General features: G+C 68.9%; 23 protein-coding genes and 2 pseudogenes. 11 read left to right on the forward strand and 14 right to left on the reverse strand.

Annotated elements, in window-relative coordinates:
* The first annotated feature begins 1 nt into the window (after window position 1).
* Window positions 2-928, forward strand: a complete 927-nt coding sequence (locus OG252_RS03125) for a carbohydrate ABC transporter permease (protein ID WP_411152121.1) — start codon at window positions 2-4, stop codon at window positions 926-928.
* Between the two features lie 355 nt (window positions 929-1,283).
* On the opposite strand, the gene OG252_RS03130 is transcribed toward OG252_RS03125, so the two are convergent.
* Entirely contained in the window at window positions 1,284-3,332 is a 2,049-nt protein-coding gene (locus tag OG252_RS03130) for a glycoside hydrolase family 2 protein (protein ID WP_329333508.1), read from the reverse strand.
* Window positions 3,333-3,493: 161 nt separating this feature from the next.
* On the opposite strand from OG252_RS03130, the gene OG252_RS03135 reads away from it, so the two are divergent.
* Window positions 3,494-4,780, forward strand: coding sequence for a cellulase-like family protein (locus OG252_RS03135; protein WP_329333509.1), 1,287 nt, complete (start codon window positions 3,494-3,496; stop codon window positions 4,778-4,780).
* Window positions 4,781-5,001: 221 nt separating this feature from the next.
* On the opposite strand, the gene OG252_RS03140 is transcribed toward OG252_RS03135, so the two are convergent.
* Both OG252_RS03140 and OG252_RS03145 read right to left on the reverse strand, forming a co-directional pair.
* A complete protein-coding gene (locus tag OG252_RS03140) occupies window positions 5,002-5,697 on the reverse strand; it encodes a TetR/AcrR family transcriptional regulator (RefSeq protein WP_266452014.1) in 696 nt (231 codons plus the stop codon).
* Between the two features lie 149 nt (window positions 5,698-5,846).
* Window positions 5,847-6,333, reverse strand: a pseudogene (locus OG252_RS03145) (helix-turn-helix domain-containing protein); the annotation flags it as partial.
* Between the two features lie 111 nt (window positions 6,334-6,444).
* Between OG252_RS03145 and OG252_RS03150 the strand changes: the two are divergent.
* The gene (locus OG252_RS03150; RefSeq protein WP_329333512.1) at window positions 6,445-7,467 is read left to right on the forward strand and encodes a zinc-dependent alcohol dehydrogenase family protein; all 1,023 of its coding nucleotides are present in this window, start codon (window positions 6,445-6,447) and stop codon (window positions 7,465-7,467) included.
* Between the two features lie 196 nt (window positions 7,468-7,663).
* Here the strand turns inward: OG252_RS03150 and OG252_RS03155 are convergent, their stop codons facing one another.
* The 5 genes from OG252_RS03155 to lgt all read right to left on the reverse strand — a co-directional run bounded on the left by OG252_RS03155 (window position 7,664) and on the right by lgt (window position 11,723).
* Window positions 7,664-8,104, reverse strand: coding sequence for a pyridoxamine 5'-phosphate oxidase family protein (locus tag OG252_RS03155; protein ID WP_329333514.1), 441 nt, complete (start codon window positions 8,102-8,104; stop codon window positions 7,664-7,666).
* Window positions 8,105-8,152: 48 nt separating this feature from the next.
* Window positions 8,153-9,646 (reverse strand): MFS transporter, encoded by a 1,494-nt coding sequence (locus OG252_RS03160; protein WP_329333515.1) that lies wholly within the window; start codon window positions 9,644-9,646, stop codon window positions 8,153-8,155.
* 110 nt (window positions 9,647-9,756) lie between these two features.
* On the reverse strand, window positions 9,757-10,242 hold the full coding sequence (locus tag OG252_RS03165; RefSeq protein ID WP_329333517.1) for a MarR family winged helix-turn-helix transcriptional regulator: 486 nt from the start codon (window positions 10,240-10,242) through the stop codon (window positions 9,757-9,759).
* A gap of 170 nt (window positions 10,243-10,412) precedes the next feature.
* A complete protein-coding gene (locus OG252_RS03170; protein WP_329333519.1) occupies window positions 10,413-10,778 on the reverse strand; it encodes a DUF6069 family protein in 366 nt (121 codons plus the stop codon).
* Window positions 10,779-10,856: 78 nt separating this feature from the next.
* On the reverse strand, window positions 10,857-11,723 hold the full coding sequence (lgt, locus tag OG252_RS03175) for a prolipoprotein diacylglyceryl transferase (RefSeq protein ID WP_329333521.1): 867 nt from the start codon (window positions 11,721-11,723) through the stop codon (window positions 10,857-10,859).
* A gap of 182 nt (window positions 11,724-11,905) precedes the next feature.
* Here lgt and OG252_RS03180 point away from each other — a divergent pair, with 182 nt between their 5' ends.
* From OG252_RS03180 to abc-f, 3 genes are all read left to right on the forward strand, one after another.
* Complete coding sequence (locus tag OG252_RS03180) at window positions 11,906-13,153, forward strand: sensor histidine kinase (protein ID WP_329333524.1); 1,248 nt, start codon at window positions 11,906-11,908, stop codon at window positions 13,151-13,153.
* The gene (locus OG252_RS03185) at window positions 13,150-13,797 is read left to right on the forward strand and encodes a response regulator (protein WP_266452006.1); all 648 of its coding nucleotides are present in this window, start codon (window positions 13,150-13,152) and stop codon (window positions 13,795-13,797) included. Before OG252_RS03180 ends, OG252_RS03185 begins: the two co-directional genes overlap by 4 nt.
* A gap of 210 nt (window positions 13,798-14,007) precedes the next feature.
* Window positions 14,008-15,747 carry a ribosomal protection-like ABC-F family protein gene (gene abc-f / locus OG252_RS03190; RefSeq protein WP_354006265.1) on the forward strand — a complete coding sequence of 580 codons (1,740 nt, stop codon included), beginning with the start codon at window positions 14,008-14,010 and terminating at the stop codon, window positions 15,745-15,747.
* 427 nt (window positions 15,748-16,174) lie between these two features.
* Here abc-f and OG252_RS03195 read toward each other — a convergent pair whose 3' ends face one another.
* Entirely contained in the window at window positions 16,175-17,233 is a 1,059-nt protein-coding gene (locus tag OG252_RS03195; protein ID WP_329333527.1) for a vWA domain-containing protein, read from the reverse strand.
* A gap of 205 nt (window positions 17,234-17,438) precedes the next feature.
* Here OG252_RS03195 and OG252_RS03200 point away from each other — a divergent pair, with 205 nt between their 5' ends.
* From OG252_RS03200 to OG252_RS03210, 3 genes and pseudogenes are all read left to right on the forward strand, one after another.
* Window positions 17,439-17,621 (forward strand): hypothetical protein, encoded by a 183-nt coding sequence (locus tag OG252_RS03200; RefSeq protein WP_329333529.1) that lies wholly within the window; start codon window positions 17,439-17,441, stop codon window positions 17,619-17,621.
* A 24-nt stretch (window positions 17,622-17,645) separates the two neighbouring features.
* Window positions 17,646-17,849 (forward strand): hypothetical protein, encoded by a 204-nt coding sequence (locus OG252_RS03205; RefSeq protein ID WP_266452004.1) that lies wholly within the window; start codon window positions 17,646-17,648, stop codon window positions 17,847-17,849.
* A 20-nt stretch (window positions 17,850-17,869) separates the two neighbouring features.
* A pseudogene (locus OG252_RS03210) lies at window positions 17,870-18,043 on the forward strand (IS5/IS1182 family transposase); the annotation flags it as partial.
* A gap of 15 nt (window positions 18,044-18,058) precedes the next feature.
* On the opposite strand, the gene OG252_RS03215 reads toward OG252_RS03210, so the two are convergent.
* The 3 genes from OG252_RS03215 to OG252_RS03225 all read right to left on the reverse strand — a co-directional run bounded on the left by OG252_RS03215 (window position 18,059) and on the right by OG252_RS03225 (window position 20,050).
* Window positions 18,059-18,454: an Imm7 family immunity protein gene (locus OG252_RS03215; RefSeq protein ID WP_266452003.1), complete on the reverse strand. Its 396-nt coding sequence runs from the start codon at window positions 18,452-18,454 to the stop codon at window positions 18,059-18,061.
* Window positions 18,455-18,553: 99 nt separating this feature from the next.
* Complete coding sequence (locus OG252_RS03220) at window positions 18,554-19,093, reverse strand: GNAT family N-acetyltransferase (protein ID WP_329333532.1); 540 nt, start codon at window positions 19,091-19,093, stop codon at window positions 18,554-18,556.
* A 105-nt stretch (window positions 19,094-19,198) separates the two neighbouring features.
* Window positions 19,199-20,050, reverse strand: a complete 852-nt coding sequence (locus OG252_RS03225; protein WP_329333534.1) for a helix-turn-helix domain-containing protein — start codon at window positions 20,048-20,050, stop codon at window positions 19,199-19,201.
* 139 nt (window positions 20,051-20,189) lie between these two features.
* On the opposite strand from OG252_RS03225, the gene OG252_RS03230 reads away from it, so the two are divergent.
* Window positions 20,190-20,456 (forward strand): Atu4866 domain-containing protein, encoded by a 267-nt coding sequence (locus tag OG252_RS03230; protein ID WP_329333536.1) that lies wholly within the window; start codon window positions 20,190-20,192, stop codon window positions 20,454-20,456.
* 121 nt (window positions 20,457-20,577) lie between these two features.
* Complete coding sequence (locus OG252_RS03235) at window positions 20,578-21,336, forward strand: SDR family NAD(P)-dependent oxidoreductase (protein ID WP_329333538.1); 759 nt, start codon at window positions 20,578-20,580, stop codon at window positions 21,334-21,336.
* Between the two features lie 237 nt (window positions 21,337-21,573).
* Here the strand turns inward: OG252_RS03235 and OG252_RS03240 are convergent, their stop codons facing one another.
* Both OG252_RS03240 and OG252_RS03245 read right to left on the reverse strand, forming a co-directional pair.
* The gene (locus OG252_RS03240) at window positions 21,574-21,993 is read right to left on the reverse strand and encodes an ATP-binding protein (RefSeq protein ID WP_329333540.1); all 420 of its coding nucleotides are present in this window, start codon (window positions 21,991-21,993) and stop codon (window positions 21,574-21,576) included.
* 453 nt (window positions 21,994-22,446) lie between these two features.
* Window positions 22,447-23,691, reverse strand: coding sequence for a PP2C family protein-serine/threonine phosphatase (locus OG252_RS03245; RefSeq protein WP_329333542.1), 1,245 nt, complete (start codon window positions 23,689-23,691; stop codon window positions 22,447-22,449).
* Window positions 23,692-23,925 lie beyond the last annotated feature (234 nt).

A 23,925-nucleotide genomic window follows, 5' to 3' on the forward strand; every position in this document is an offset into this window, starting at 1 on the left:
CGTGTCCACATCCCACGCCAAGAAGCCGACGGCCGCCTCCGCCCAGGCTCCCGGGACCGCCGGAGGACCCCATGACAGCAGACCGCGCCGCAGCGTGAAGCCCTCGCGGATCCTGCTCGTCGCACTGCTGACCGTGGCGGCCCTGTACTTCCTGCTGCCCGTCTACTGGCTGCTGGTGGCCTCCACCAAGAGCGGCGCCGACCTCTTCGGCACCTTCGGACTGTGGTTCTCCGACCCGCAGTGGCTGCACAACCTGTCGCAGGTCTTCTCCTACGACGACGGCGTGTTCTGGAACTGGACGTGGAACAGCCTGCTGTACGCGGGTGTCGGCGGCGCGTTGGCCACCCTGCTCGCGTGCGCCGCCGGGTACGCCCTCGCCGTGTACCGCTTCCGCGGCCGGGAGACGGTCTTCAAAGTGGTGCTGGCCGGTGTGCTGCTGCCCAGCACCGCACTCGCGCTCCCCCTGTACCTGCTGTTCAGCAAGGTGGACCTCGCCAACACCTACTGGGCCGTGCTGATCCCCAGCATGGTCAGTCCGTTCGGGGTGTATCTGTGCCGCATCTACGCCGAGGCGGCGGTGCCCGTCGAGATGCTGGAGGCGGCACGGGTCGACGGCGCCGGCGAGTGGCGGATCTTCGGCACCCTCGTCCTGCGCACGATGACGCCCGCGCTGGTGACCGTCTTCCTCTTCCAGTTCGTCGGCATCTGGAACAACTACTTCCTACCGCTGGTCATGCTCTCCGACGACCGGAAGTACCCCATCACCCTGGGCCTGACGACCTGGCAGTCGGCGGCCGACCGCAATCCCGAGCTCTACCAGCTCACGATCGGCGGAGCGTTCCTCTCGATCCTCCCGCTGGCCGCCGCGATGCTCGTCCTGCAGCGCTTCTGGCGTTCCGGCCTGACCCAGGGCAGCGTCAAGGGCTGAGAGAGGGGGAGGGTCTGTTCGCCCCTCCCCCTGACAGCAGGCCACCGGTCAGCCGTTGCAGACGGCCTCGGAGCGGTGGCTGCGTTCGTACAACTCCCAGTACAGGGAAGCGGTCTGCTCGGGTGCGGACGTAGGGAGGGTGCAGGTTGATCACGCAGATGCGCTGTGCCGCCGCGGCGGCGTTGACGTTGCCGACCATCTGCACGGAGCCCGCCGGTGGTGAACAGCAGCGCCCCGGCGGCCGCCCTTGCGCATGGCGGGCGGGCAGTACCGCACCGACGGCCGTGACGGCGCCGTAGAGGAGGTACTCGCCGACCCCGACCCCTGGCGCCGCCTCGTCGGCCGCTTCTGAAAGTCACCTGCCCTCGGGACGGACAGCCTTCCGGAACGCGTCGTAGACGAGCTTGGGCCGCTCCTCTGCGAAGGTGAGCAGGCCCATGACGGAGATGCCGTTGTAGGTCTGGTTGTACCCGGCCCGCTGCTTGTAGTCCTTGAGGACCCAGTACGTGAAACCGGCGACGAACTCGCTGCGCGCGGCCACTTGTGCCCAGTGGGCGGTGAAGCTTGCCGCCTGCCATTCCTCCGTACCCTGCGTGGTGCTGGGGCCGTGCTCGCCCGCCAGGGACCAGGTGCCGTTCTCGGTGATGAGGATCGGCTTGTCGGGATACTTCGCGTGCACGGCGTCCAGGGTGGGGCCTAGGTCGGAGTCCTTGCCGTAGAAGTAGCCGAAGTACTCGTTGAACCCGATCACGTCGGCGAGATCGAAGGCGGGGTCGTTGCTGGTGTTGGAGGCCCAGGTCACGGGGCGAGCGGTGAGGTCGACCGCCTTCACGGCCGCCTTCAGGTCGGCGAGCCAGGCCCGGTAGACCGGGGCGCCTTCGGCGTCGATCTCCGACTCGTTCTGGAGCCCCCAGAGGATCACCGAGGGGTGGTTGTGCTGGTTCCACGCCATGGTCAGGGCCTGGGCGCGGGCGAGGCCGTAGCGCTCGGTCTGGAGCTTCTCCTGGGCGGTGTTGAGCCACATGGTGTCGATGTCGTCCATCACCAGCACGCCGTGCTCGTCCGCCCAGTCGTAGACGTACGGGTGCCGGTTGTAGACGCAGTTGCGGAGGAAGTTGGCGCCCAGCGCCGTGAAGTGGCCAAGTTCCCGGTCGTACTCGGCGGGCGTCATCGCCCTGCCGTGCGCGGCCGTCTCCTCGTGCCAGTTGAGGCCCTTGAGGAACAGAGGCTTGTTGTTCAACCTCAACTGCGCGTCACCGACGGACAGTTCCCGCACCCCGTACACGGTGGACAAGGTGTCCACCCGCGACCCTGAGGGCTTCCTGGCGGTCAGGGTGGCGCGGGCGGTGAGCGTGTGGGGCGAGGCCGGGCTCCATCGTGGGGCGTCGGGCACGCGGACCGAAACGCGTACGACACCTGCCGATCGGGCCGCGATCCGGGCCGCGACCACGGTGGGCCGGCCACCGCTCCGCCGGCCGGGATCCAGGGTGAGCCGGCCGTCGAAGTCGGAGGCACCGTGGTTCTCGACGACGGCGCGTGCTTCGAGGCGTCCGTTGGCGGCGGCCACGAGCAGTTTGGCGATGGTGACCTGCGGGACCGCCTCGATCCAGGCGGACCGGGTCAGGCCGGCGTAGGGCCAGTAGTCGACGGGCTTGTACGGGATCTCGTGGTCGTCGGTGACCGGCTGCGGAGTCGAGGCCGTGTAGTCGGTGTAGCTCGCCCGACGGAAGACCCGCACGGCGAGCGTCTGGCGCGTGCCCGGCCGCAGCGCCCCCGCCACCGCAAGCGCGAAGGGCGAGTTGGCCCCCTCGTGCTTGCCGAGATGCACGCCGTCGAGCCAGACCTCGGCGCTGTAGCCGGCGGCCAAAAAGGCGATGCGCACGTGCCGGGCACGCCAGGATCCGGGGATGTCGACGGTGGTGCGATACCAGGCGTAGCCGTCGGTGAACGCGGTGCCCTGGCCGAAGGGGGCGGTCTCCGAGCCGAATCCGGGCGTGTCCAGCAGGTCCCAGGCCGACGGCACGTCGATGAGGTCCCACGCCTTGTCGTCGAGGCGCGGGGACTGCCAGCCTTCGTCGAGGCCCTGGTTTCCGGGGTCGAAGCGGAAGCGCCATCTCCTGTCCAGGGACAGGTACTCGCGGGTGGGTTCACGGGTGCGCCAGCCGTCGAAGGCGGGGAGCACGGCACCGTACTGGAAGACGACGTCGGTGCCGCCGACATCTCGCACGTGGGTGCCGGAGGGCTCGGTGGCCCGGTGGGTGTCGAGCACCGGGGCGTCCGCGGCGGCCGTGACCGTACCGTCCGCAGCTCGCGCCGTCTCCGGCCAGGCGGGCAGGGCGACGACGCCGGCGGCGCCGAATGCCGTGACGACGGTACGCCGGGACAGATGGATGGATTCGGTCATGGCAGGCGACTCCTCGAGGCACGCACGTCTTCGTTCGCCCCAACAGCCTGGACAACCCCGTCACCCTCGTCAAGGATTATTCATAAATAATGAATTGAGCTAGCGTGGGTGCCGTCGAGCCGCCGACGGCGACCCACCGCACACGAACAACGGGTGACCTAATGACCGCACCGCAGCAAGCCACCACGCGCGAATCCACGGGCCGACTCGCCATCACCCTGTGGGACTTCAGCTGGTACACGCAGGCAGGACCCGGCGAGCCCTTCGCCGACCTCGACCGCGCCTTCGCCGAGGCGGTCGACCGGGGCTTCAACACCGTGCGCATCTGCGCCATGCCGTTCCTGCTGTTCTCCGGACGTGTCCAAGCCCCGGAGTCCCTCCATGTACGGGGCCTGGGCGAGCAGTTCGGACAGCGCACGCGCTGGTACAACGTGCGCGGCGGCTATCCGCTGGACGGTCGCCGACGGCTCGTCGAACTGTTCGAGGCGGCTGCCCGGCACGACTGCAAGGTGATCGTGTCCTCGTGGGAGTACCAGCAGTCCCCCAGCTTCGCCGACACCGACACCTGGCACCGCGCCCTGGCCGCGGTTCCCGGCCCGGACCGCGCCGAGGCGGTGGCCGAAGCACTCGCGGGGCTGCTGGACTTCCTCACCGGGCGCGGGCTGGCCGACCGCGTCGCCTACGTCGAAGTGCACAACGAGGTCGACAACTGCTCACTGGTACCGGCCGACGGCACCACCCACTACGCCCGGCTGCGCGGACCCCTCGAACGCTCCGTAAAGCTGCTGCGAGCACGCCACCCCGGCGTCCCCGTCACCTACTCCCTGGGGGAGCCCTGGCCGAACGAGCTCGACGACCTGCCGGACCAGGCCCAGATCGCTCACTTCCACTTCTACGTCTACGGCGTGCTCGGCGCGCTGTACGAGGCGGTGGGACTCGGCCACGGCACCGAAGCGGCACCCGCGACGGCCACGTGGCCCACTCCCCAACTGGCTGGGATGCTGCGCCCCGATGCTCCCGCATTCGCCGACTACCAGCCGGACGAAGCGTGGCGGCTGCTCGCCACCGGAATCCCCCGCGAACTGTTCTATGCGCACGACTGGGTGGACCCCGATCGCTGGGACCTGTGGCTCTACGAGAACTATTCGACCCACCGGGACGCCATGCGGGAGACACTGGCCCAGTGGGTCGACTCCGTCGCCGACTTCGCGCATCGCCGCGGCATCCCCGCCGTCCTCGGCGAAGGCGTCGTGGGTTACACCCCTCTCCTGACGCGCTTCGAGGAGGACGCCGTCGGCAAGGACATCGCGGAGTTCGTCGTCGACCGCTGCCTCGCGGCGGGCTTCCACGGTGTCGTCCTGACCTCCAACGCAGCCCCCCACCACCCCATGTGGCACACCGACCGGGACTGGATGCGACGGGTGAACGCCCGTATCACCAGGGGCTGAATGCGATCCCGCAACGGCCCGGATTCCGCCCATGACACGTGTTCGCACAGCGCGTCTCGGAGTTGACGGCGACCGCGACATGCTCGGCCACGCCCTGATCAAGAACCGCACCCAGCACATGTCCTTGACCCGCGCTACCAGCTCTCACGCCTCGGGCTCGGCACTCTTCGTCGATACGGTTCTGCTGTGCCGCACCCCGGCACGGCGATCCGGCCCTGAGGTCAACTGCTCTTGCCCGGCGGCGGTGTGGCGGTGCCCTGGCCGGCGCGGAGCATGGCCTTGTAAAGGGGTTCGTGCCCGGGCGAGGCGGGCAGGGGGCCGCGCGCCGGGGCCTCAAGGGACTGGATGATCAGGGCGACAACGCGTCGCCAGGCATCCGGGGCGGCGTCGCCGGTGGCGTTGACGACGCCCGCGTTGGCCATATGGATCAGTACCAGGTCCGAGGGGTCGAAGTCCTCGCGCAGGCGGCCGGCGGCCTTGGCGCGGTCGATGAGGCGCAGCATGGCCTGGTACGCCTCGTTACGGCGTTGCTCCAGGACCTTGGCGGTGGGGAAGGACATGGTCAGGACGTCGGCGAAGCCGCTGTCGGCGGCCTGCATCGCGCAGGCGGCCTCGATGTAGCCGACGAAACCGTGCCAGGGGTCGGGATCGTCCAGGGCGACGGTGACCGCGTCGGCGTAGGCACCCATGCGGTCGGAGAAGACGGCGTCGACCAGTTCCTCCTTCGTGGGGAAGCGGCGGAACATGGTGGCAATGCCCACGCCCGCCTCGCGGGCCACGGACGCCATGGAGGCGCTGAGGCCGTCGCGCCCGAACACCGTGCGTGCGGCGGCGATGATCCGCTCCCGGTTGCGCTCGGCGTCACTGCGGAGAGGCTGCGCGGCAGGACCGTCGGGGGACTGGGCGCCAGGGTTCATACCAGCGAGTCTAGCAATCGGATTGACCTATCCATTTCTGGTGCCGCGCTGGCCGCGGCGAACCGGAGCGGTCGGAGACCGAAGAGAGGGAGCGGTGGCGGCTTGCTGAGTGGCGGCTCAGGAGGCGAGCAGATGCACGGATTGTTGGGAGTGCCGTGATGGGTCACGTTGTGGGCGCCCCTGTGGGTGCGGAAGGCGCCACATCGGGTGGACAGCTCACCGACGAGGTCATGCACGACCCGCGCGTACCAGTCCGGGTAGAAGCGGCGGGCCGCGGGATCAGGAACGGGTAGCGGGCCAGGTTCGGCGGTTGCACGTGGCCGGTGTACAAGTCGGTGAAGAAGGCCTGCCGGAGGGCCGTCGAGGACGGGCGAGGGTGTCGAATCCCTCCTGAGTCTGGGCCGGGTGGAGCGGGTGAGCCCGTTCGGCGTCATCCAGTTGGAGAGCGCGAGCGATCGCCTCGAGCACGGCCCGTGAGACGCCGGCGAGATTGCCGCGCTCCAGCTTGGCGCAGTACTCGACGCTGACGTCGGCCAGCGCGGCAACCTCGCTGCGGCGCAAACCGGTAACGCGGCGCCTGGTGCCGGCCGGCAGGCCGGCCCGCTCCGGGGTGATCTTTGCTCGCCGCGAGGTCAGGAACTCTCAGTCGCACGCAAAACGGCCGAACGAGCCCGAGGAAATGATTCGGGACCGCTGGCGCCGGTACACGCACAGCAAGTGAAGCAAGAACAGCAAGGAGATCCAGGTATGCGTGGCGTAGTCATGTACAAGGCCGGCGACGTCCGGGTCGAGGACCGTGACGACCCGAAGATCATCGAGCCCACCGACGCCGTCGTCCGGCTGACCGCGACCTGCATCTGCGGCTCCGACCTGTGGCCGTACCGCGGGGTCGAACCCGCCGATCACACGGCCATGGGACATGAGTACGCGGGCGTGGTCGAGGAAGTCGGCTCCGACGTGAAGAACGTCAAGGTCGGCGACTTCGTCGTCGGGTCGTTCGTGATCTCCGACAACACCTGCGAGATCTGCCGCTCGGGCTACCAGTCCGGCTGCGTACACCGTGAATTCGTGGCGCAGACGGTCGGCACCCAGGCCGAGAAGGCGCGTATCCCGCACGCGGACGGCACCCTGGTGGCCACGCCGGGGCAGCCGGACCCGGAGCTGATCCCCTCGCTGCTGGCCGCCTCCGACGTGCTCGGCACCGGCTGGTACGGCGCCGTCGCGGCCGAGGCCGGCCCCGGAAAGACGGTGGCCGTCGTCGGCGACGGCGCGGTCGGCCTGATGGCCGTCCTCGCTGCCCAGCAGCTGGGCGCGGAGCGGATCATCGCGATGTCCCGTCACCCCGAGCGGCAGGAGCTGGCCCGGTTCTACGGCGCGACCGACATCGTCGAGGAGCGCGGAGACGAGGGCGTTGCGAGGATCAAGGAACTCACCGGCGGGCTCGGCGCGCACTCGGTGGTCGAGGCCGTCGGCACCCAGGAGTCGACCATGCAGGCGATCAACTCCACCCGCCCCGGCGGCCACCTCGGCTTCGTCGGCGTCAACTACGACGTCACGATCCAGGGCATCGAGCTGTTCTTCGCCGGCATCCACGTGGAGGGCGGCCCCGCCCCGGTCCGCCGGTTCCTGCCCGACCTGATCCAGCTCATCTGGGACCGCGAGATCGACCCCGGCAAGGTCTTCGACCTCACCCTGCCGCTGGACGAGGCCGCCGAGGGTTACCAGGCCATGGACGAGCGGCGCGCCACCAAGGTGCTCCTCACCCTCTGACCGGCGCCGGCCACACTGCCGGCCCGTACCCTGTCGCAGCACCGGAGCGGGCCGGCACCTTCCCTCACTCGCCCTCGGCAGTGCAGGACCGATTCGCTCTCGGCGCCGGTGCGTCGGCGAAGGCTACTTCGGGCGGGAGGGCCCCTCCGCCCTGCGCTACATCGATCCTCCGCGATCCGGCGCACGCGCCGAGTCCTCAGTCCTGGGCGGGGATGTCGAGGGCGGTCCCGTACAGGCGGGAGACCCGGATCAGGATCACCACACGCCGGTCGGGCAGCGGCTGCTCGCCGGGGGCCGCCCCGTCGGCGGGGTCCACTATCTCCGCCTCGCCCTCCGCCACGGCGAACGACCAGACGTCCGGGCCGCTGACATGCAGTGACGTGTGCGGGTTGCGGCGCAGCTGGCGGACCTTGAGGCGGTCGGCGGTGGAGGAGGTGCGCAGTATGCGCTCCTCGGCGTTCCAGTCGTACAGGACGGTCGACAGGTGCGGGTGGCCGGTGCTCCTGACGCTCGCGAGTACGCCGAACTGCTGCTGCCGCAGCAGCTCCGAGAGTTCCTGGTCGGTGAGCACGCGGGGGGCCGGGCCGTCGTTCTTGGTGGTCCGGGTGGTGGTCTCGGTGGCGGTGTTCTCGCTCATGGGGATCAGCCTTTCGGTGGTCGTGGCGTGGGTGGGTGACAGGGCGGGTCAGACGACTGCGGCGGGGGCGGGAGCCGGTGTGTCGGCGGGCGGCTCCTGGGCGGTCTGCCGCGCGGGGCGGCGCAGCATCGTGAAGGCGACGGCAAAGGCGATGACCAGGAGCCCCGCGCCCACCGCGAAGGCGAGCCGGTAGCCGCCGGTCAGTGCCTCGGCCGCTGTCCGGCCCTCCGCCGCGAGGCTCTCGGTGCGGGAGGCGGCCAGGGTGGACAGGACCGCGACGCCCAGCGCCATGCCGATCTGCTGGGTGGTGTTGAACAGGCCGGAGGCGAGACCGGCGTCCTCCTCGTTCGCGCCGGACATACCGAGTGTGGTCAGCGCCGGCAGCGCGAGGCCGAAGCCCGCGGCGAGCAGCATGACCGGGAGGAGGTCGACGGCGTAACTGGCCTGCACGGGGACGCGGGCGAGGAGGGCGAGGACGCCGATGAGGAGCACGATGCCCGCCAGCAGGACGTTGCGCTCACCGAAGCGGGCGTTGAGACGGGCGGAGACTCCCAGGGAGACGGCACCGATGACGGCGGCTGCCGGGAGCATCGCGAGGCCGGTCTCGGCGGCGCCGTATCCGAGGACCTTCTGGAGGTACAGGGCGACGAGGATCTGGAAGGAGAAGAGCGCGGCGACCATCAGGATCTGGACCAGGTTGGCGGCCGAGACGCTGCGCGAGCGGAGGATCCGCAGCGGCATCAGCGGGTTCTTCGCGGTGGCCTGACGGACGAGGAACGCGGCGAGCAGTACGGCCGCGAGGGCACCGAAGCCGAGGGTGCGGCCCGAGGTCCAGCCGTACTCCTCGACCTTGACGACGGTGTAGATGCCGAGCATCAGACCTGCGGTGACCAGCACCGCGCCGACGACGTCCGCGCCCGCCCTGAGGCCCAGACCGACGTCACGGGGCAGGACGCGCACGGCGACCGCGAGGGCGGCGATGCCGATCGGCAGGTTGATGAAGAAGATCCAGTGCCAGTTGAGCGCGTCGGTGAGTACGCCGCCGAGGACCTGACCGATCGACGCACCCGCTGCGCCGGTGAAGCTGAAGACGGCGATGGCCTTGGCGCGCTCCCTGGGCTCGGTGAACAGTGTCACGAGGATGCCCAGGCTGACGGCGGAGGCCATCGCGCTGCCGATGCCCTGGAGAAAGCGGGCGGCGATCAGTACGGCCGGCGAGGTGGCCACGCCCGCCAGCAGCGAGGCGGCGGTGAAGACGGCGGTGCCGGCCAGGAACATGCGCCTGCGACCGATCAGGTCGCCGAGTCGGCCGGCCAGCAGGAGCAGGCTGCCGAACGCGATGAGGTAGGCGTTGACGACCCAGCTGAGGCCGGCGGGGGTGAACCCCAGGTCGTTCTGGATGGCCGGCATCGCCACGGTCACGATGGAGCCGTCGAGGATGATCATCAGCATCGCGGTGGCGATGACGCCGAGGGCGAGCCGGCGTGAGCGCGGAGCGGCGGGAGATGCGGGTGACGGCGCGGAGTCGGATGCGGCAAACATGCGGTCTCTCCTGTCAGTCGGGGCGACAGGAGAGACCGTAACAGATGGTTTCGTTGCAGACTATTTCTTTCGGACTTACTTTCGGACTTACTTTTGACCCGCTCCCCCAGCTACCTCGACTGGCGCGCCCGGCGGGCGGCGCGCGGGGTCTCGACAGGGGTCGCCAGACCGTCGTCGACCAGACGATTCAAGGCCCGCAGGAGGACCTCCCTGTCCCCCTCGGGAAGCGGAGCCAGGGCGTCGCGATGCACGCGGTCGACGATCTCCTGACTCTGCCCGGCGACGCGGGCACCCTCGTCGGTGACGGCGATGATCCGGGCCCGCCGGTCCGTACTGGAGGGGCGACGCTCGGCCAGACCCGCCTTCTCCAGGGCATCCACCGTCACCACCATCGTGGTCTTGTCCATGTCGCCGATCTCGGCGAGCTGGATCTGGGTGCGCTCCTCCTCCAGGGCATGGACGAGCACACAGTGCATGCGGGCGGTCAGGCCGATCTCGGCGAGGGCGGCGGACATCTTGCTCCGCAGGACGTGACTGGTGCGGTCAAGGAGGAACGACAGGTCCGGTTCGGTGCGCGCGGGCGTCATGGCGGTCATACCTGCCAGCGTAGAGCAGATCGATCCGAGGCGGATTATCCAGAAGCGACCTTAATGGGGCTTGGGCAGACCAGATCGTCCAAGCCGGCGCTACCTGCGGGCGGTCGAACTCCCCCACCCCCCCTCCGACTCTGCGCGAAGTGCACTTCGCGCAGAGAGAATCGGGGGCTTCACCCCAGTGGCATGACCCTGCGGTACGCCCGCACCGCGATCACCGCGACCGCGACGTGCATGATGAGCAGCGCCGCCACACCGGTCGCCCCGCCCTCGCCGAACTGGAAGAAGTCCGGAACGAAGGAGATGACGACGACCGAGGGGACGAGTCGCCGGAGCAGGCGTTCGGGATTCGGGGAAGCCCTGCGGACGATGCCCCAGCCCACGGCTCCCGCCAGCACCCCCAGGGCGGTCAGGAAGACGTACGCCGGAGGCTCCAGCGGGTCGAAGTCGTCCGGCGCGCCCATCAAGAGCGCCAGTACAGCGATCAGGGCGTTCGCCAGGGAGGACAACAGGAAGGCGATGAAAACGCCTCCTGCCACCACCAGCGGGCCCCGTTGCGAAGAGCGCGTTTCGGAGAGAGGGGGCACAGCAACTCCAGTTCTCGAGAGGGGACATGGTCAGCTCGTGGGACTGCTGGTCGCGTCCGCGCGCTCAAGGAGACGGTCGGCGTCGGCATCGCCACGGCTGTCGGCCGCCCGCCGTCTCGCAGCGATGAGGTAGGCGACGGCGGCCGCGAAGACCAGCAGGGCGGTCCAGTCGTTCAGGCGCAGGCCGAGGATGTGGTGGGCCTCGTCGACCCGCAGGTACTCGATCCAGAAGCGGCCGACGCAGTAGGCGGCGGCGTACAGCGCGAACGTGCGGCCCCGGTCGAGGCGGAAGCGGCGATCCGCCCACAGGATGAGGGCGACCACGGCGAGACACCACAGCGACTCGTACAGGAAGGTGGGGTGGTAGGTGGCCAGTCCGGGGGTGGCCTCGGGCCGGTGCGAGGGATCGATCTCCAACGCCCAGGGGAGGGTGGTGGCCCGCCCGTAGAGTTCCTGGTTGAACCAGTTGCCCCAGCGGCCGATGGCCTGCCCCAGGGCGATGCCGGGGGCGACGGCGTCGGCGAACGCGAGCAGGGGGACGCCGCTGCGGCGGCAGCCGATCCAGGCTCCGAGCGCACCGCCGGCGATGGCGCCCCAGATGCCGATGCCCCCGTCCCAGATGAAAAGGGCTTCGAGGGGATCGCCGTCCTTACCGAAGTACGGCTCGCTGGACGTGACCACGTGGTAGAGACGGGCGCCGGCCACCCCGAAGGGAACGGCCCACAGGGCGACATCCGTCACGACGGTCCGCTCACCACCGCGGGCGGCCCAGCGACGACCGCCCACCCATACCGCCGCGGCGATCCCGAGGATCAGCATCAGCGAGTAGCCGCGCAGCGGGAGCGGGCCCAGGTGGATCTCGCCGATGGACGGGCTGGGAATGAAGGCCAGGGACACTGGTGGTTCCTTAACAGGGTGCGGTGGGGGCTGCGGCCGCCCGGGGGCGGGACCGATCGTCGCCGCCCGCACCGGCCTGGCGCATCGACCGATCGACGCATCAGTCACCCACCGATCGGTGGACTCCGTCCGCACCCGTCGGCTGATCCTGCGGCCACCTGGCTGCGCCTAAGCTGAGGGCCATGGCACTGGGGCAGGTGTGGGAGAAGGAACGCTGGAAGGCCGTCGGACAGCACGCCTTCTTCGCTGTCGTGCTCACCCTGTCCGTACTGGGTGCCCTCGCCGGGACCGACTTGACGACCGGCACGGCACTGCTGGGGATCGGCTTGGCGGTGGGAATCGCCGCCTGGTACGCGTACTGGATCGTGCTGCGGGGCGGCGCCGATCGACCGCCACTGCCCTACCTCGTCGGGGCGCTGGCAGGGTGGGTGATCATGGCCGCGGTGGACCCCGCGCTACTCCCGGTCGCCCTGGCCGTGTTGACCCCGTACTGGCTGCGAAGGGCCTGGTGGTCGGCCGGCGGGGTGCTGGTGCTGGGCGGCGCCTGGTCGTGGCAGCGATTCAGCACGGACGGCTCCGTCGGCGCGCGGACGCTCACGGGCTGCGTGCTCGCGACCGCGGTCGCGGTCACCATCGTCTGTTACGTCGCCACCCTCGACCACGAGAGCCACAAGCGCCAGCGGCTCCTGGACGAGCTCACCGCCACCCAGGCGGAACGAGCGGCGGCGGAACGTCAGGCGGGCACCCTGGCCGAACGTCAGCGCCTGGCCCGAGAGGTCCACGACACCCTGACCCAGGGCTTCGCGTCCATCTCCATGCTGCTGGACGCCGCACGCGACGACCTGCCACCCGACTCCCGCGCGGCCCGACGCGTCGAGCAGGCCATGCGGACGGCCCGGGACAACCTGGCCGAGAGCCGCCGCCTCGTGCAGGCCCTTCGCCCGGCGTCGCTGGACCGCACGCACCTGGCGGAAGCGGTCCGCGAACTGACCACCCGACTGACGGAGGAGACCGGCATCGAGGCTTACACAGTCGTGACCGGCAAGCCGATGGCCCTGCCTCCCAGCAGCGAGGGCGAGTTGCTGCGTGTCGTGCAGGAGGCACTCACCAATGCCCGGCGCCACGCCCACGCGGTGAGCGTGTCGGTCACGCTGTCCTACCTCGGAGGCCTCCTGGCCATCGACATCCAGGACGACGGCACCGGTTTCGCACCCGCTGCCCGGCATGCCGGCATCGGTCTGACCACTATGCGCGAGCGCATCGCCGCTCTGGACGGCACGTTCGCGGTGGAAAGCGGCGCGGGCGAGGGTACGACCGTCGCCGTCACGGTGCCGCTCCCGACCGAGCCCTCGGCCTCCGTCCCGGCCGGCCCTGCGGCCGCCGAAGCCTCACCCGTCGCCGGTACCGAGCGGTTGGCACCGGCACCATGAGCACTCCGACCGGTCCCAAGATCCGCATCCTCCTCGCAGATGACCACCTCATCGTCCGCGAGGGGCTTGCCGCCATACTCGCCACCCAGCCCGACCTCACGGTCGTCGGCGAAGCAGCCAGCGGTACCGAGGCAGTGCACCAGACCACCTCACTCGCACCCGACGTGGTCCTGATGGACCTGCAGATGCCCGGCATGGACGGCACCGCCGCGACCGCCGCCATCCGCGCCGCCCATCCCCGGGTCCAGGTCCTCGTCCTGACCACCTACGACACGGACGCCGACATCACCGCAGCCATCGACGCCGGCGCGGTCGGCTACCTGCTCAAGGACACCGGACGACACGAGTTGTGCGAGGCCGTGCGCACCGCCGCCCGGGGAGGAGCCGCACTGTCCCCCACGGTGGCCGCCAAAGTCCTCGCCCACATGCGCGGCGACCGGGGCGCCGGCCTGTCCGGCAGGGAACTCGAAGTCCTGTCCGCCCTGGCCCGTGGACAGAGCAACAAGCAGATCGCCCGCGCCCTGCGCCTGTCCGAGGCAACGGTGAAAACCCATCTGCTGCACATCTACGCCAAGCTCGGCGTCGCCGACCGCACCGGCGCCGTCACCGCCGCACTGGGCCGGGGCATCATCCGCATCGACTGAACGCCTCATCCGATCAACCAGGCCTGGGATGCGCCCGGATTCGTCTGGCGGATCGCCGTGTGCGAGGGATGCTCAAGGCTTCCGGGTCCGCAGCAGGGCCGCGCGCTGTGTGGCGGTGCAGCGCGGATTGTTCAGTTCGTGGGCGAGTGCGGTGAGCTGTTCGCGGGCCGCCTCCACCCCTTGACGAGACGAACCGTCTCGTCTAACTTATTGCTCGTCGGCCAGCAGCTCATGCGCCTTCTGCTCGCCGCACAACCCAGTTCACCCAGCAAAGGACTGCCCTTGCACTGTGCTTCCGTCGACACCACCGTCACCGCTCTTCCTCTCACGACGTCTCAGATCGCTCTCGCCGAAGTGACCAAGCGCTACGGCGACCGAATGGTGCTGGACCGCGTGTCTCTCACAGTCCGGCCGGGCGAAAAGGTCGGGATCGTCGGGGACAACGGCTCTGGGAAGTCCACGCTCCTACGGCTGCTGGCAGGACAGGAGCCTGTCGACAACGGCAGCCTGACCGTCATGGCACCAGGCGGGATCGGCCACCTCAGCCAGACTCTCGATCTGCCCGGTTCGGCGCGCGTGGGCGATGCCATCGATCACGTACTGGGCGAACTGCGCGCCCTGGAGCACCGTATTCGTGTCGCCGAGGCCACACTGGGCACGGCCGGCCCCGCTGAGTTCGAGCGCTACGCCGCACTGGTGGCCGAGTTCGACGCTCGGGGCGGGCACGGAGCGGATCGCCGGGTCGAGGTGAGCCTGCGCCGGCTCGGCGAGCACGCGCCCCTGGACCGGAAGCGTGTGCTGAGCACCCTCTCCGGAGGGCAGCGCTCCCGGCTCGCGCTCGCCGCGACCCTTGCCTTGGCCCCCGAACTGCTACTGCTCGACGAGCCGACCAACGATCTGGACGACGAGGCCGTGGCCTGGCTCGAAGGACATCTGCGCCGTCATCGGGGCACGGTCATCGTGGCCACGCACGATCGGGCGTTCCTGGAACGCGTCACCGACACCATCCTGGAAGTGGACCACGATCAGCGCACCGTACGGCGCTACGGCAATGGATACGCCGGCTTTCTGGCCGCCAAGGCGGCGGCCCGGGCCCGGTGGGCGTGGGATCACGAGCAATGGCGCAATGAGGTCGCCCGGCAGGAACACCTCGCCGACTCCGGTATCGGGCGGCTGGCCGAGATCCCCCGCAAGGGGCCATGGGCGTTCAGCGGCGCCGGCGCTTTTCGAGCACGCTCGCGGGCACACGGCGCACAAAGCCGCATCCGGAACGCACGCGAGCGGTTGCAACGGCTCACGGAGCACCCCGTGCCGCCACCTCCGCAGCCACTGCGGTTCACAGGCCGCGTCGAAGGCACGCCGACCGCCGGGGAAACACCAACGGCAGCACACCTGGAAGGCGTCCTGGTCAAAGGGCGGTTGTATGTTGCGTCCCTGCAACTCGCCCCCGGTGACCGACTCCTCGTCACTGGCCCCAACGGTGTCGGCAAAAGCACCCTTCTCCAACTGCTGGCAGGGGAACTGACGCCTGACGCCGGCATCGTGCACCGACCGCGCCGGGTTGGATTCCTACGTCAGCAGAGCGCGCCCGACGACGCCTTCGATGCCCGAACACTGCTCGCGGCATTCGCGGCCGACAGGGCGGGGCAGCCCGACGAGCACGCCGACGCACTCCTTGCGCTCGGCCTGTTCCAGGCCGCCGACCTCGCTGTTTCCGTACGGAATCTGTCGGTCGGGCAGCGCCGCAAGCTCGAACTGGCCCGGCTCGTGACGGCCGGCCCACTCGATCTGCTCCTGCTCGACGAGCCGACGAACCACTTGGCCCCCGCCTTGGTGGAAGAGATCGAGGCAGCCCTGGCCCACTACACCGGCACGCTGGTCGTGGTGACGCACGACCGGCTCCTGCGCGAACGCTTCCACGGGCCCCGCCTGGAACTACCTGCTTCGTAGGCGAGGTCTGAGCTCGTGCTCCCGGTCCGACTTGGTCAAATCCGGCGATGGTCTCGGGTCGCGTGCCGGTTTTACCCACGTCGTGGTGGGTGCCTGGGTGTCGGTGCTTCGAGCCGAGTGGGCTGCCGAGGCTGGGCGGGTCGGGTTTCCCAAGGGCGGCGGAGATCCGCGGCCAGCGGCCGGGCGAGGCAGCGCTGGTGCTCGCCAACCAGCTTCAGGTCCATCGGTCGCCCTCACCGGCCCGTCCGCACAGAGCAACGGAGGCGCATCAGGTGTCCCAGTCAGTGTCTGTGAACAATCCCCGGCCTTCCCGCCACCCCGTGCCGCCGGTGACCGCACGGGGGGACATCTGTTGCTCACGGAGGTATCGAGCGATGGGAGCAGACTGCTCCCGATCGCTCCCCCCGGCTCGTCTCGCTCTTTGATTTCAGAGCATGATGAGCAGACGCGTCTTCGGCTTGAGCTTCCTGTTCACCGAACGACTTTGTACGTACACCTCCAACTTGGGGTTGTTCCCCGCTTTCACGGAGACGGTCCCCTGGACACCCGTACCGAACAAAAGGCTGCGCGCCGCGTCGCCCGTATAGGCGCGATCGGTGTCCTTCTCGACCACGATGACTTCCTTGTTCTGCTGAACCTGAGCCCGGACGCCCAGCTGGTAGTAACACGAACCCCGTTCGTACGTCACGCCCGGATGTGAATCGACGAAGGCGCGAATCTCGACCTCCTTGTCAACTTTCAGGAGCCGGTACTTGTCGGCCGGAATCGGTTCGAGCTTCGCCCGCACCTCGTCAACCGATATGTCCTGACCGACGGCGAACAGGTTCTTCGTGCCGCGCACCCCCTGCTCTCGTCCGCGGAGGAAGCTGGTGGCGGCAGCGCGCACGGTGCCGATCGCCTCCTCGACGCCCTTGTGGGAATCCGCATCCCAGATGGCGATGTTTCCGGCCGGGAAACCGTAGTTCTGGGCGGTCCGCTTGGCCAGGGAGTTCGGAACGAGGATCGCGGAGGTCCAGTGGCCCGGAAGCCCGCTCATCTTCGCCGTGATCCTGTCGAGCCAGGGGCCAAGGATGGCCATGTCGCCGTCGTGCCGCCGATCGCCGCCGGAGGCGTTCTCCTCGCCGTCCGTCACCACGATCTGGAGGAAACTGTGCTCGCCGTATTCCTCCCAGATATGGCCCAGGTCGTCCAGGGACTTCAGAGAAGCCTCAATGAGGGCCGTAGCACCATTGTTGACCTGGTACAGCCCCCGCATGGACGGCAGATGCTTCACGTCCATGTCCCAAACCAGGTTCTCCACCCTGTGGTCGAAGGAGTAGAGGCTGATCCGGGTTTCGTGGCCGAGGCTGTCCGATTCGGCCTTCAACCCCGCCACGAACTCGTCCACAACGCGAATGAGTTGACTCTGGTGCGGACGCATTGAACCCGAACAGTCCACTACCAGCGCGACGTGATTCACCTTGTGCTGGATCTTGTGTGCGGACATGTTTCTGCTCCCCCTCCAAGGCTCCCCGAGTGATGTCTCCACTCTATGGGGAGGCACTGACAACTGACTTTGACGCTCAATCACCTGCCGGCGTCAGTGCTGTGTCCGGCATCCAGGAGATGCCCACGACCGTTCCCGAGCCTGCCGATCAAGTTGGTCACCGGCGGCGGCGTGACCCCGATCCTGGCTCAAGCGGTACCGAACGGTGGCCACTCGCCCTGACAAGCTCGCTGTCCGCTACGAGGCCACCTTCCTCAACGAATGGCTGACACCTGCACGATCGCCCAGCATCATGGTCGCTATGGACACGCCGAGCACCGACTTGATCACCATCGCGGCATACGAAAACCTCGGCCGCCTCCACCCGATGGCGGCCGCACGCGCTTGACTGCGCGACCGCGGCATCGACTGGATGCCGTTTGGTCCGGACGAAATCCGTTGGGACTTGTCCTGCGGCATCGGTCCGGACGGCCACTGGCACGGCTGGTTCGACGTCCGCGTCCACCCAGATGCGCTCCGACGACTCGGGCTACATCCCGACCAACCCACCGCCGAGATCACTAGCGCATCCCCGCCCGGCTGGTGGCACGCCGCCGCTGAGCGCAATGCCCACTAGGAGAACGTTCGACGGTGCGTGGCGGACGCCCCGCCGGCTTCGACAAGGAGCAGTACAAGCGCCGCAACGAGGTCGAGCGGACGATCAACCGCCGGAAGAGCTTTCGCGCCGTCGCGACCCGCCCCGACAAGCGGGCCTACGTCTTCCACGGCACCGTCACGGCGGCCGCGATCAGCCTCTGGCTCCGAGCGTGATTCGCCGGAGACGCCTCAGTCGGTGAAGGCATCTTCCACCGTCGGGATGCACGGAGACAGCAGCGCCTCCGTGTGCTGCGTGACCACGCCCCGAACGAGCCTGAGCACGCGCACCTCGTTTTCGTGGTCCGGTTCTTCGTCATCACGAACGTGGAGGAGCCCGTAGGAACCAGGGGCAACGACAGCCACATGCTCGAACAGTTCGACAACATCCGGCGAGGAGCGGCGATTGGAGTAGCCGCCGAGGTGGATGAACGGCTCGCCGTTCATCCACCTGAGGTCAAGCAGGTACGGGCTGTCCATCTGGGCGATGCGAAGCCGAAGCTCATCGACGATCTGCCGCAGACGGGACTCATCGTCGTCATCAGCTGCGGTCTCCCTGACCGTGATCCAACCGTGGTACTCAAACATCCCGTGATCGTACTCAGATGGCCTGCTTCACCGTGCCGATCGCAGCATGATCCGCCGACACGCCTGGGCGGGTACTCCCGGGCGGGTTCCGTCACAGACTCAACTGGACGGCGTGACCGGGGACCACATGCCGAGCCACTGCTCGGCGCCCCATGCCTCGAACCGCTCTACCTCGGTGAACCCCAGCTCCGCCGCGAGACGCATCGAGCCGACGTTGGCGGTCTGGGTGGCAAGCACCACCGGCTCGCCGGGAAGCGCGCCGGCGAGCCAGCAGAGTGCCGCCGCGCACGCCTCGGCGGCGTACCCGAATCCCCACGCCCGCGGCAGGAACAGGTAGCCGAGATCGGCCTTCCCCACGGCAGCCGGGCGACGGTGCTCCGTTGCTCTCCTGAGCAGGATCTGGCCGATCATCGACCCGTCGAGATCAACGACGAAGCTCCCGGGCCACCGCTCGGGCGCCCCGGACATCTCGCGCTCAAGCTCGTCACGCGGCCGAGGGCCGCCGAGGTAGGTGTGCACCTCCAGCGAGGCGAGCAGCTCAATGAACGCCGCACGGTCCCGGGTCTCGGGCTCTCGGAGCACGAGCCTCTCGGTCCTTATCGGCTCAGGCGGCCAAGCCACGGGTCCCAGATCTTCCACCCGCGCACGCTGACAGGTGGTCAAACCAACCAAACGGAAACGCTTGACTCCACCTGGATCCGAACCACCCCAAACAGCACCCAGCACCTAGCACCTCAGAAGAACTCAGTAGGGATGGGGCCAGGGTTCGGCCTGGCGCCGGGTGGCATGGATGGAGCCGAGGAGATTGAGGGCCTGGGCGCTGGGGCTGCCTGGTTCGGCGTGGTAGATGACGAGTTGCTGGCCGGGGGCGTCGCGTACGTCGAAGGCCTGGTAGGTGAGCGTGAGGGGGCCGACGTCCGGGTGGAGGAATTGCTTCGCGTCCTGGGTCTTGCCGCGCACGGTGTGGGCGTTCCAGAGGCGGGTGAAGTCCGTGCTGTGCTCGGTGAGGGTGCGGACGAGTTCGCGCAGCCGTGGGTTGTCCGGCTCGAAGCCGGCCGCCTGGCGCAGATTGGCGACGGTGGCCTGGGCCGCCCGGTTCCAGTCCGAGTGGAAGTGCCGGCCCGCGGGGTCGAGGAAGGTCATGCGGGCCAGGTTGTCCGCCGGCTCGAACGGGACGTAGAGGGCTTCGGCCAGGGCGTTGGCGGCGAGGAGGTCCAGGGTCCGGCTCATGACGAACGCCGGTGTGTTCGGGTAGCCGTCCATCAACTGGCGCAGCGCGGGACTGACCCGCTCGGCGGCGTGAACGGCAGGCCGGTCGCTCGGTGTGGCCCCGGCCAGCCGGTACAGGTGCGCGCGGGTATCCGCGTCGAGGCGCAGCGCGCGGCTGAGCGCTTCGAGTACCTGGGGTGAGGGGTTGCGCTCGCGCCCTTGTTCCAGGCGGGTGTAGTAGTCGGCGTTCACTCCGGCCAGGACGGCGACCTCCTCGCGGCGCAGTCCGGCGACTCTGCGGGCCCCGTAGCTCGCCATGCCGACGTCCTCCGGCCGCAGGCCGGCACGGCGTGAGCGCAGGAAGTCTCCCAGGTGGTTGTCGTCCATGAGTTCAGGCTAGGCGGCGGTCCGGTGTGCTGCCTGGGTGTGCCACACCCAGGCAGCACACGTCCTGGTTGATGGCCGCCGACCTGCTCAGACTCGGTGGAACGGGAAGGACCGCACCAACCGAGGAGAGGAGTCCGCCATGGCAGGGACCACTGAGAGCGACCACGTCGACGTGGTCGGGATGTGGGTGACCGCGGACGGTCACATCCGCCAGGAGCTGCTGCCGGACGGCCGCTACGACGAAGCCCGCGGCGAGCGGCGCAGCGCGTACACGGGCCGGTACACGGTGACCGGCAGCCACCTGGACTACATCGACGACACCGGGTTCACCGCGACGGGCGACATCCGGGACGGAGTGCTCTACCACGAGCACCTCGTGTTCTACCGGGAGCAGAAGTCGCCGTAACGGAGGCCGCGCCAACGTCCTCCTGGTCACCGCAGCGAGCAGCGGCATCGGCATCGGCATCGGCGGCAAAGAGAAGCCCGACACAGCACTCGGCATCAGCGAGAATCAAAGGAACATTTCCATGCGAGGACAACGACTTGACGGCAAGGTCGCGCTGATCACCGGCGCGACCGGCGGCCTCGGCACAGCAACCGCCGACCTCTTCGCCCGCGAAGGCGCCCGGATAGTGATCACTGACGTCACCGAAGGTCCCCTGCGGGACTTGACCCACCGGATCGAGGCCCACGGCGTGGAGGTCCTCGCGGCCCGCCTCGATGTCTCCTCCGCGCGGGGGTGGGACGAAGTGATCAGCGTCGTACGGGACCGGTTCGGAACGCTGGACGTGCTCGTGAACCTCGCCGGCATCGTGGACTGGCCGGGTATCGAGGAAACGCGGGAGGAGGCTTGGGACCGCGTCATCGACGTGAACCAGAAGGGCACATGGCTCGGCATGAAGGCGGCGATGCCTCTCCTGCGGGCGAGCGGCAACGCGTCGGTGATCAATACGTCGTCGGTGCTCGGCCTGGTGGGAAGCGGCGCGGCCGCGGCTTACCAAGCGTCCAAGGGGGCGGTGCGCCTGTTGAGCAAGACCGCTGCGGTCGAGTACGCCCGGCAGGGAGTGCGGATCAACTCGGTACATCCCGGGGTGATCGCCACGCCGATGATTCAGGAACTCCTGGACGACCAGGGCGACCAGCAGCCGGACATCCGACGCACCCCCATGCGCCGAGCCGGCCGCGCCGACGAGGTGGCACCCGCGATCCTCTTCCTCGCCTGCGACGACTCCTCGTTCGTCACCGGTTCGGAGCTTGTGGTCGACGGCGGACTCACCGCGCACTGAGCAGCCGGACGGTACGACGTCCTGGCGGCCTGTCGTGAAGGCCGCGCAGTTCTGGAGCAGGCGGAGCACGCCGACGACCTTGCCGAGGACCTGCGCCTGATCGCCGGGGGTCGGCTCGTAGGCGGGGGCGGGGCATGAGCCCCACCTGCCGCTCCTGCCACCCAATAGGTTGACGGTTGCTTCGTCTTCCAGGAGCCCGGCGCTGCCCTCGGCGGTCGACCGGACTTGGGTGCAGCGTCAGACGGCCAGGACCGCGCGTACCCGCTTGCCGCCCCCGGTGACCGGAGTGACGTCGAAGCGCTCGGCCAGGCACCGCACCATGGCCAGGCCCCGCCCGCTCTCGGCGTCGGCCACGGGTGGCCGTAGACGGGGCCGTGCCGGACTGTCGTCGGAGACCTCGACGGTCACCTGCCCATCGGCCACCCACAGGCGCAGGCGGCAGCCACCGTGGCCGTGCCGGGTGGCGTTGGCGACCAGTTCGGACACGATGAGCGTCGCGTCGTCGATCTGCTCGGCATGCACCGGCGCCATCCGGTGGCGAGGCCGGGCGAGAAACGCTGAGGTCAGCCTCCGCGCCAGTCCGGCCGAGGTGGCCTCATCGGGCAGCAGATACTCCACTCGTACGGAACGCCGATGGGTACGCCGATGCGTACGCATGGCGGATCACTTCCCCTCCTAGGACACCCGGCATGCCCGTGGCCTGGCCGCTCCGGGACCGCGCCAAATCTTGGGCGGCCGGTCCTGCCCAGTCCTGATGCCCCTGGACGGTGATCGCCAACCCGCAGACATGCAGGCGACTTGACGGGGCCGGCCTGCTGGATTGCCACGCACCCCGCGCTCACCTGGGGACTTGGCGCGGAGAGGCCGCCAAGACCGTCACCTACGGGGACAATGTTCTGCGGACACGGAAGCGGTGAACCTCGTTCCCCTCCGCCGGGATGAGCTGGACAGTTGCTGGTGTGATTCCGGTGGAGCTCGACGACATCGTGCTCCACACGTCGGGCGCCTTGCCGGGCTACCTGCTGATCAGTTGTCAGCTATCGGCCACTGCTTCCAACTGAGGTCCCGCCGACCGACGGACCTGCCGGCGGACGGATTGGAAGGGCGGCTTCAGGTGCGGTCCGTCTCGTCTGGCACGGGGCCATCGGCGGGGCCGAGCCATTGGCAGATCAGGATGGTGGCATCGTCCTGGAGCTGTCCGTCGTGGTAGTCGAGGAGGGTGTGGATGAGGCGGCGCAGGGTTTCGGGGACGGGCAGTCCGTCGGCGTGGTGGCGGATCAGGAAGTCGGTGAAGCGTTCCACACCGAGTTCGGTATCGCCGCTGCCGCGGCCTTCGGTGATGCCGTCGGTGTAGAACACGATGCGGTCACCGGGTTCCAGCCGTTCACGGCACATGGTGGCTTCCAGCCCCAGTGCCGTGCCCATCGGGTGTGCGGGTTTGCATTTCAGTTGGCTGCTGGAGCGGCCGTCACGGATGAGTACCGGCGGCAGGTGGCCTCGGTTGACCCGCGTCAGGACTCCGGTGCCGGTGTCCAGATCGGCGAGGATGCCGGTGACGTATCGCGTCCTGTCGTATTGCTTGATCAGCGCGATCTCGACCGCTTCGCCGATGTCGAGCAGGCTCCCGCCCTGGCGGCGTGTGTTGCGGCAGGTCCCCATGGCCAGAGCCGCGGTCAGGCCGGTAGCGGTGCCGTGGCCCATCGCGTCGAAGATCGAGATGGGCACCACCGAGGCGGCGGTGGCGTAGTCATAGGCGTCGCCGCTCACGTGGTGCGCAGGCTCCATCGCGGCGGAGATCGCCACGCGGCTGTCGGCGTAGGTGGGAGGCGGCATCAGGTGCCATTGCATCTCGGCGGCGATGTTCAGCGGTTCGGTGCGCATCAGCCGGGCGTAGGAATCGCTGCTCTGCCGTTTGCTCACGATGATCAGTGCGAGCAGGGAGGCCAGCAGTTCCATGTTCTCGCGCGTGCGCGCGTCGTCCGCCTGCGTCGTGAGTCGCAGTACGCCCAGGCGCTCGGTGCCGTTGAGCAACGGCACCCACCACTGCTGATCTTCGGGATCCGAGCGGCCACCGTGCAGTATCTGCCCGTACTGGTAGGCCCGGCCCGGCAGCGTGCCCTCGATGTTGATCCCGGCTTCCTCACCGCCGGGCTCACCTGCTGCGTCCAGTCCCTGCCCGGTCAGCAGATGCAGCGTCTCGCGCTGCAGGTCCGCCAGATAGATCAACGCCTGCGTGAAACCTGCGGACGCCGCATGCTCGACCGTTTTGGCCGGCAACCACTCCAGGGGTATCAGCTGGCTCGAGGCCAGCAGACCGGCCAGCATCTGCCCGCCAACCCGGTCCTGATCGTTCACAGGAGTTCTCCCCCACCCCGCATCCTCAACCGACCCCGGCACGGCGCTGTGTAGGGGGCTCGCTCACTCCAGTCTTCCTGGCCCGGCGAACCTCCATCCCTGGTGCACGGGCAGCTGCCTGGCTGGGCGACCGGCCCAGCGGAGGCAGAGCATGGGGCGGATCATGTCCTTGGGTGTTCTGCGCAGCCGGGGCAGAGCCTGATGTCCTGCATCACTGGTTGCATGATGCCGCCT

The sequence above is a fragment of the Streptomyces sp. NBC_01352 genome, assembly GCF_036237295.1.
Lineage (GTDB): Bacteria > Actinomycetota > Actinomycetes > Streptomycetales > Streptomycetaceae > Streptomyces > Streptomyces plumbiresistens.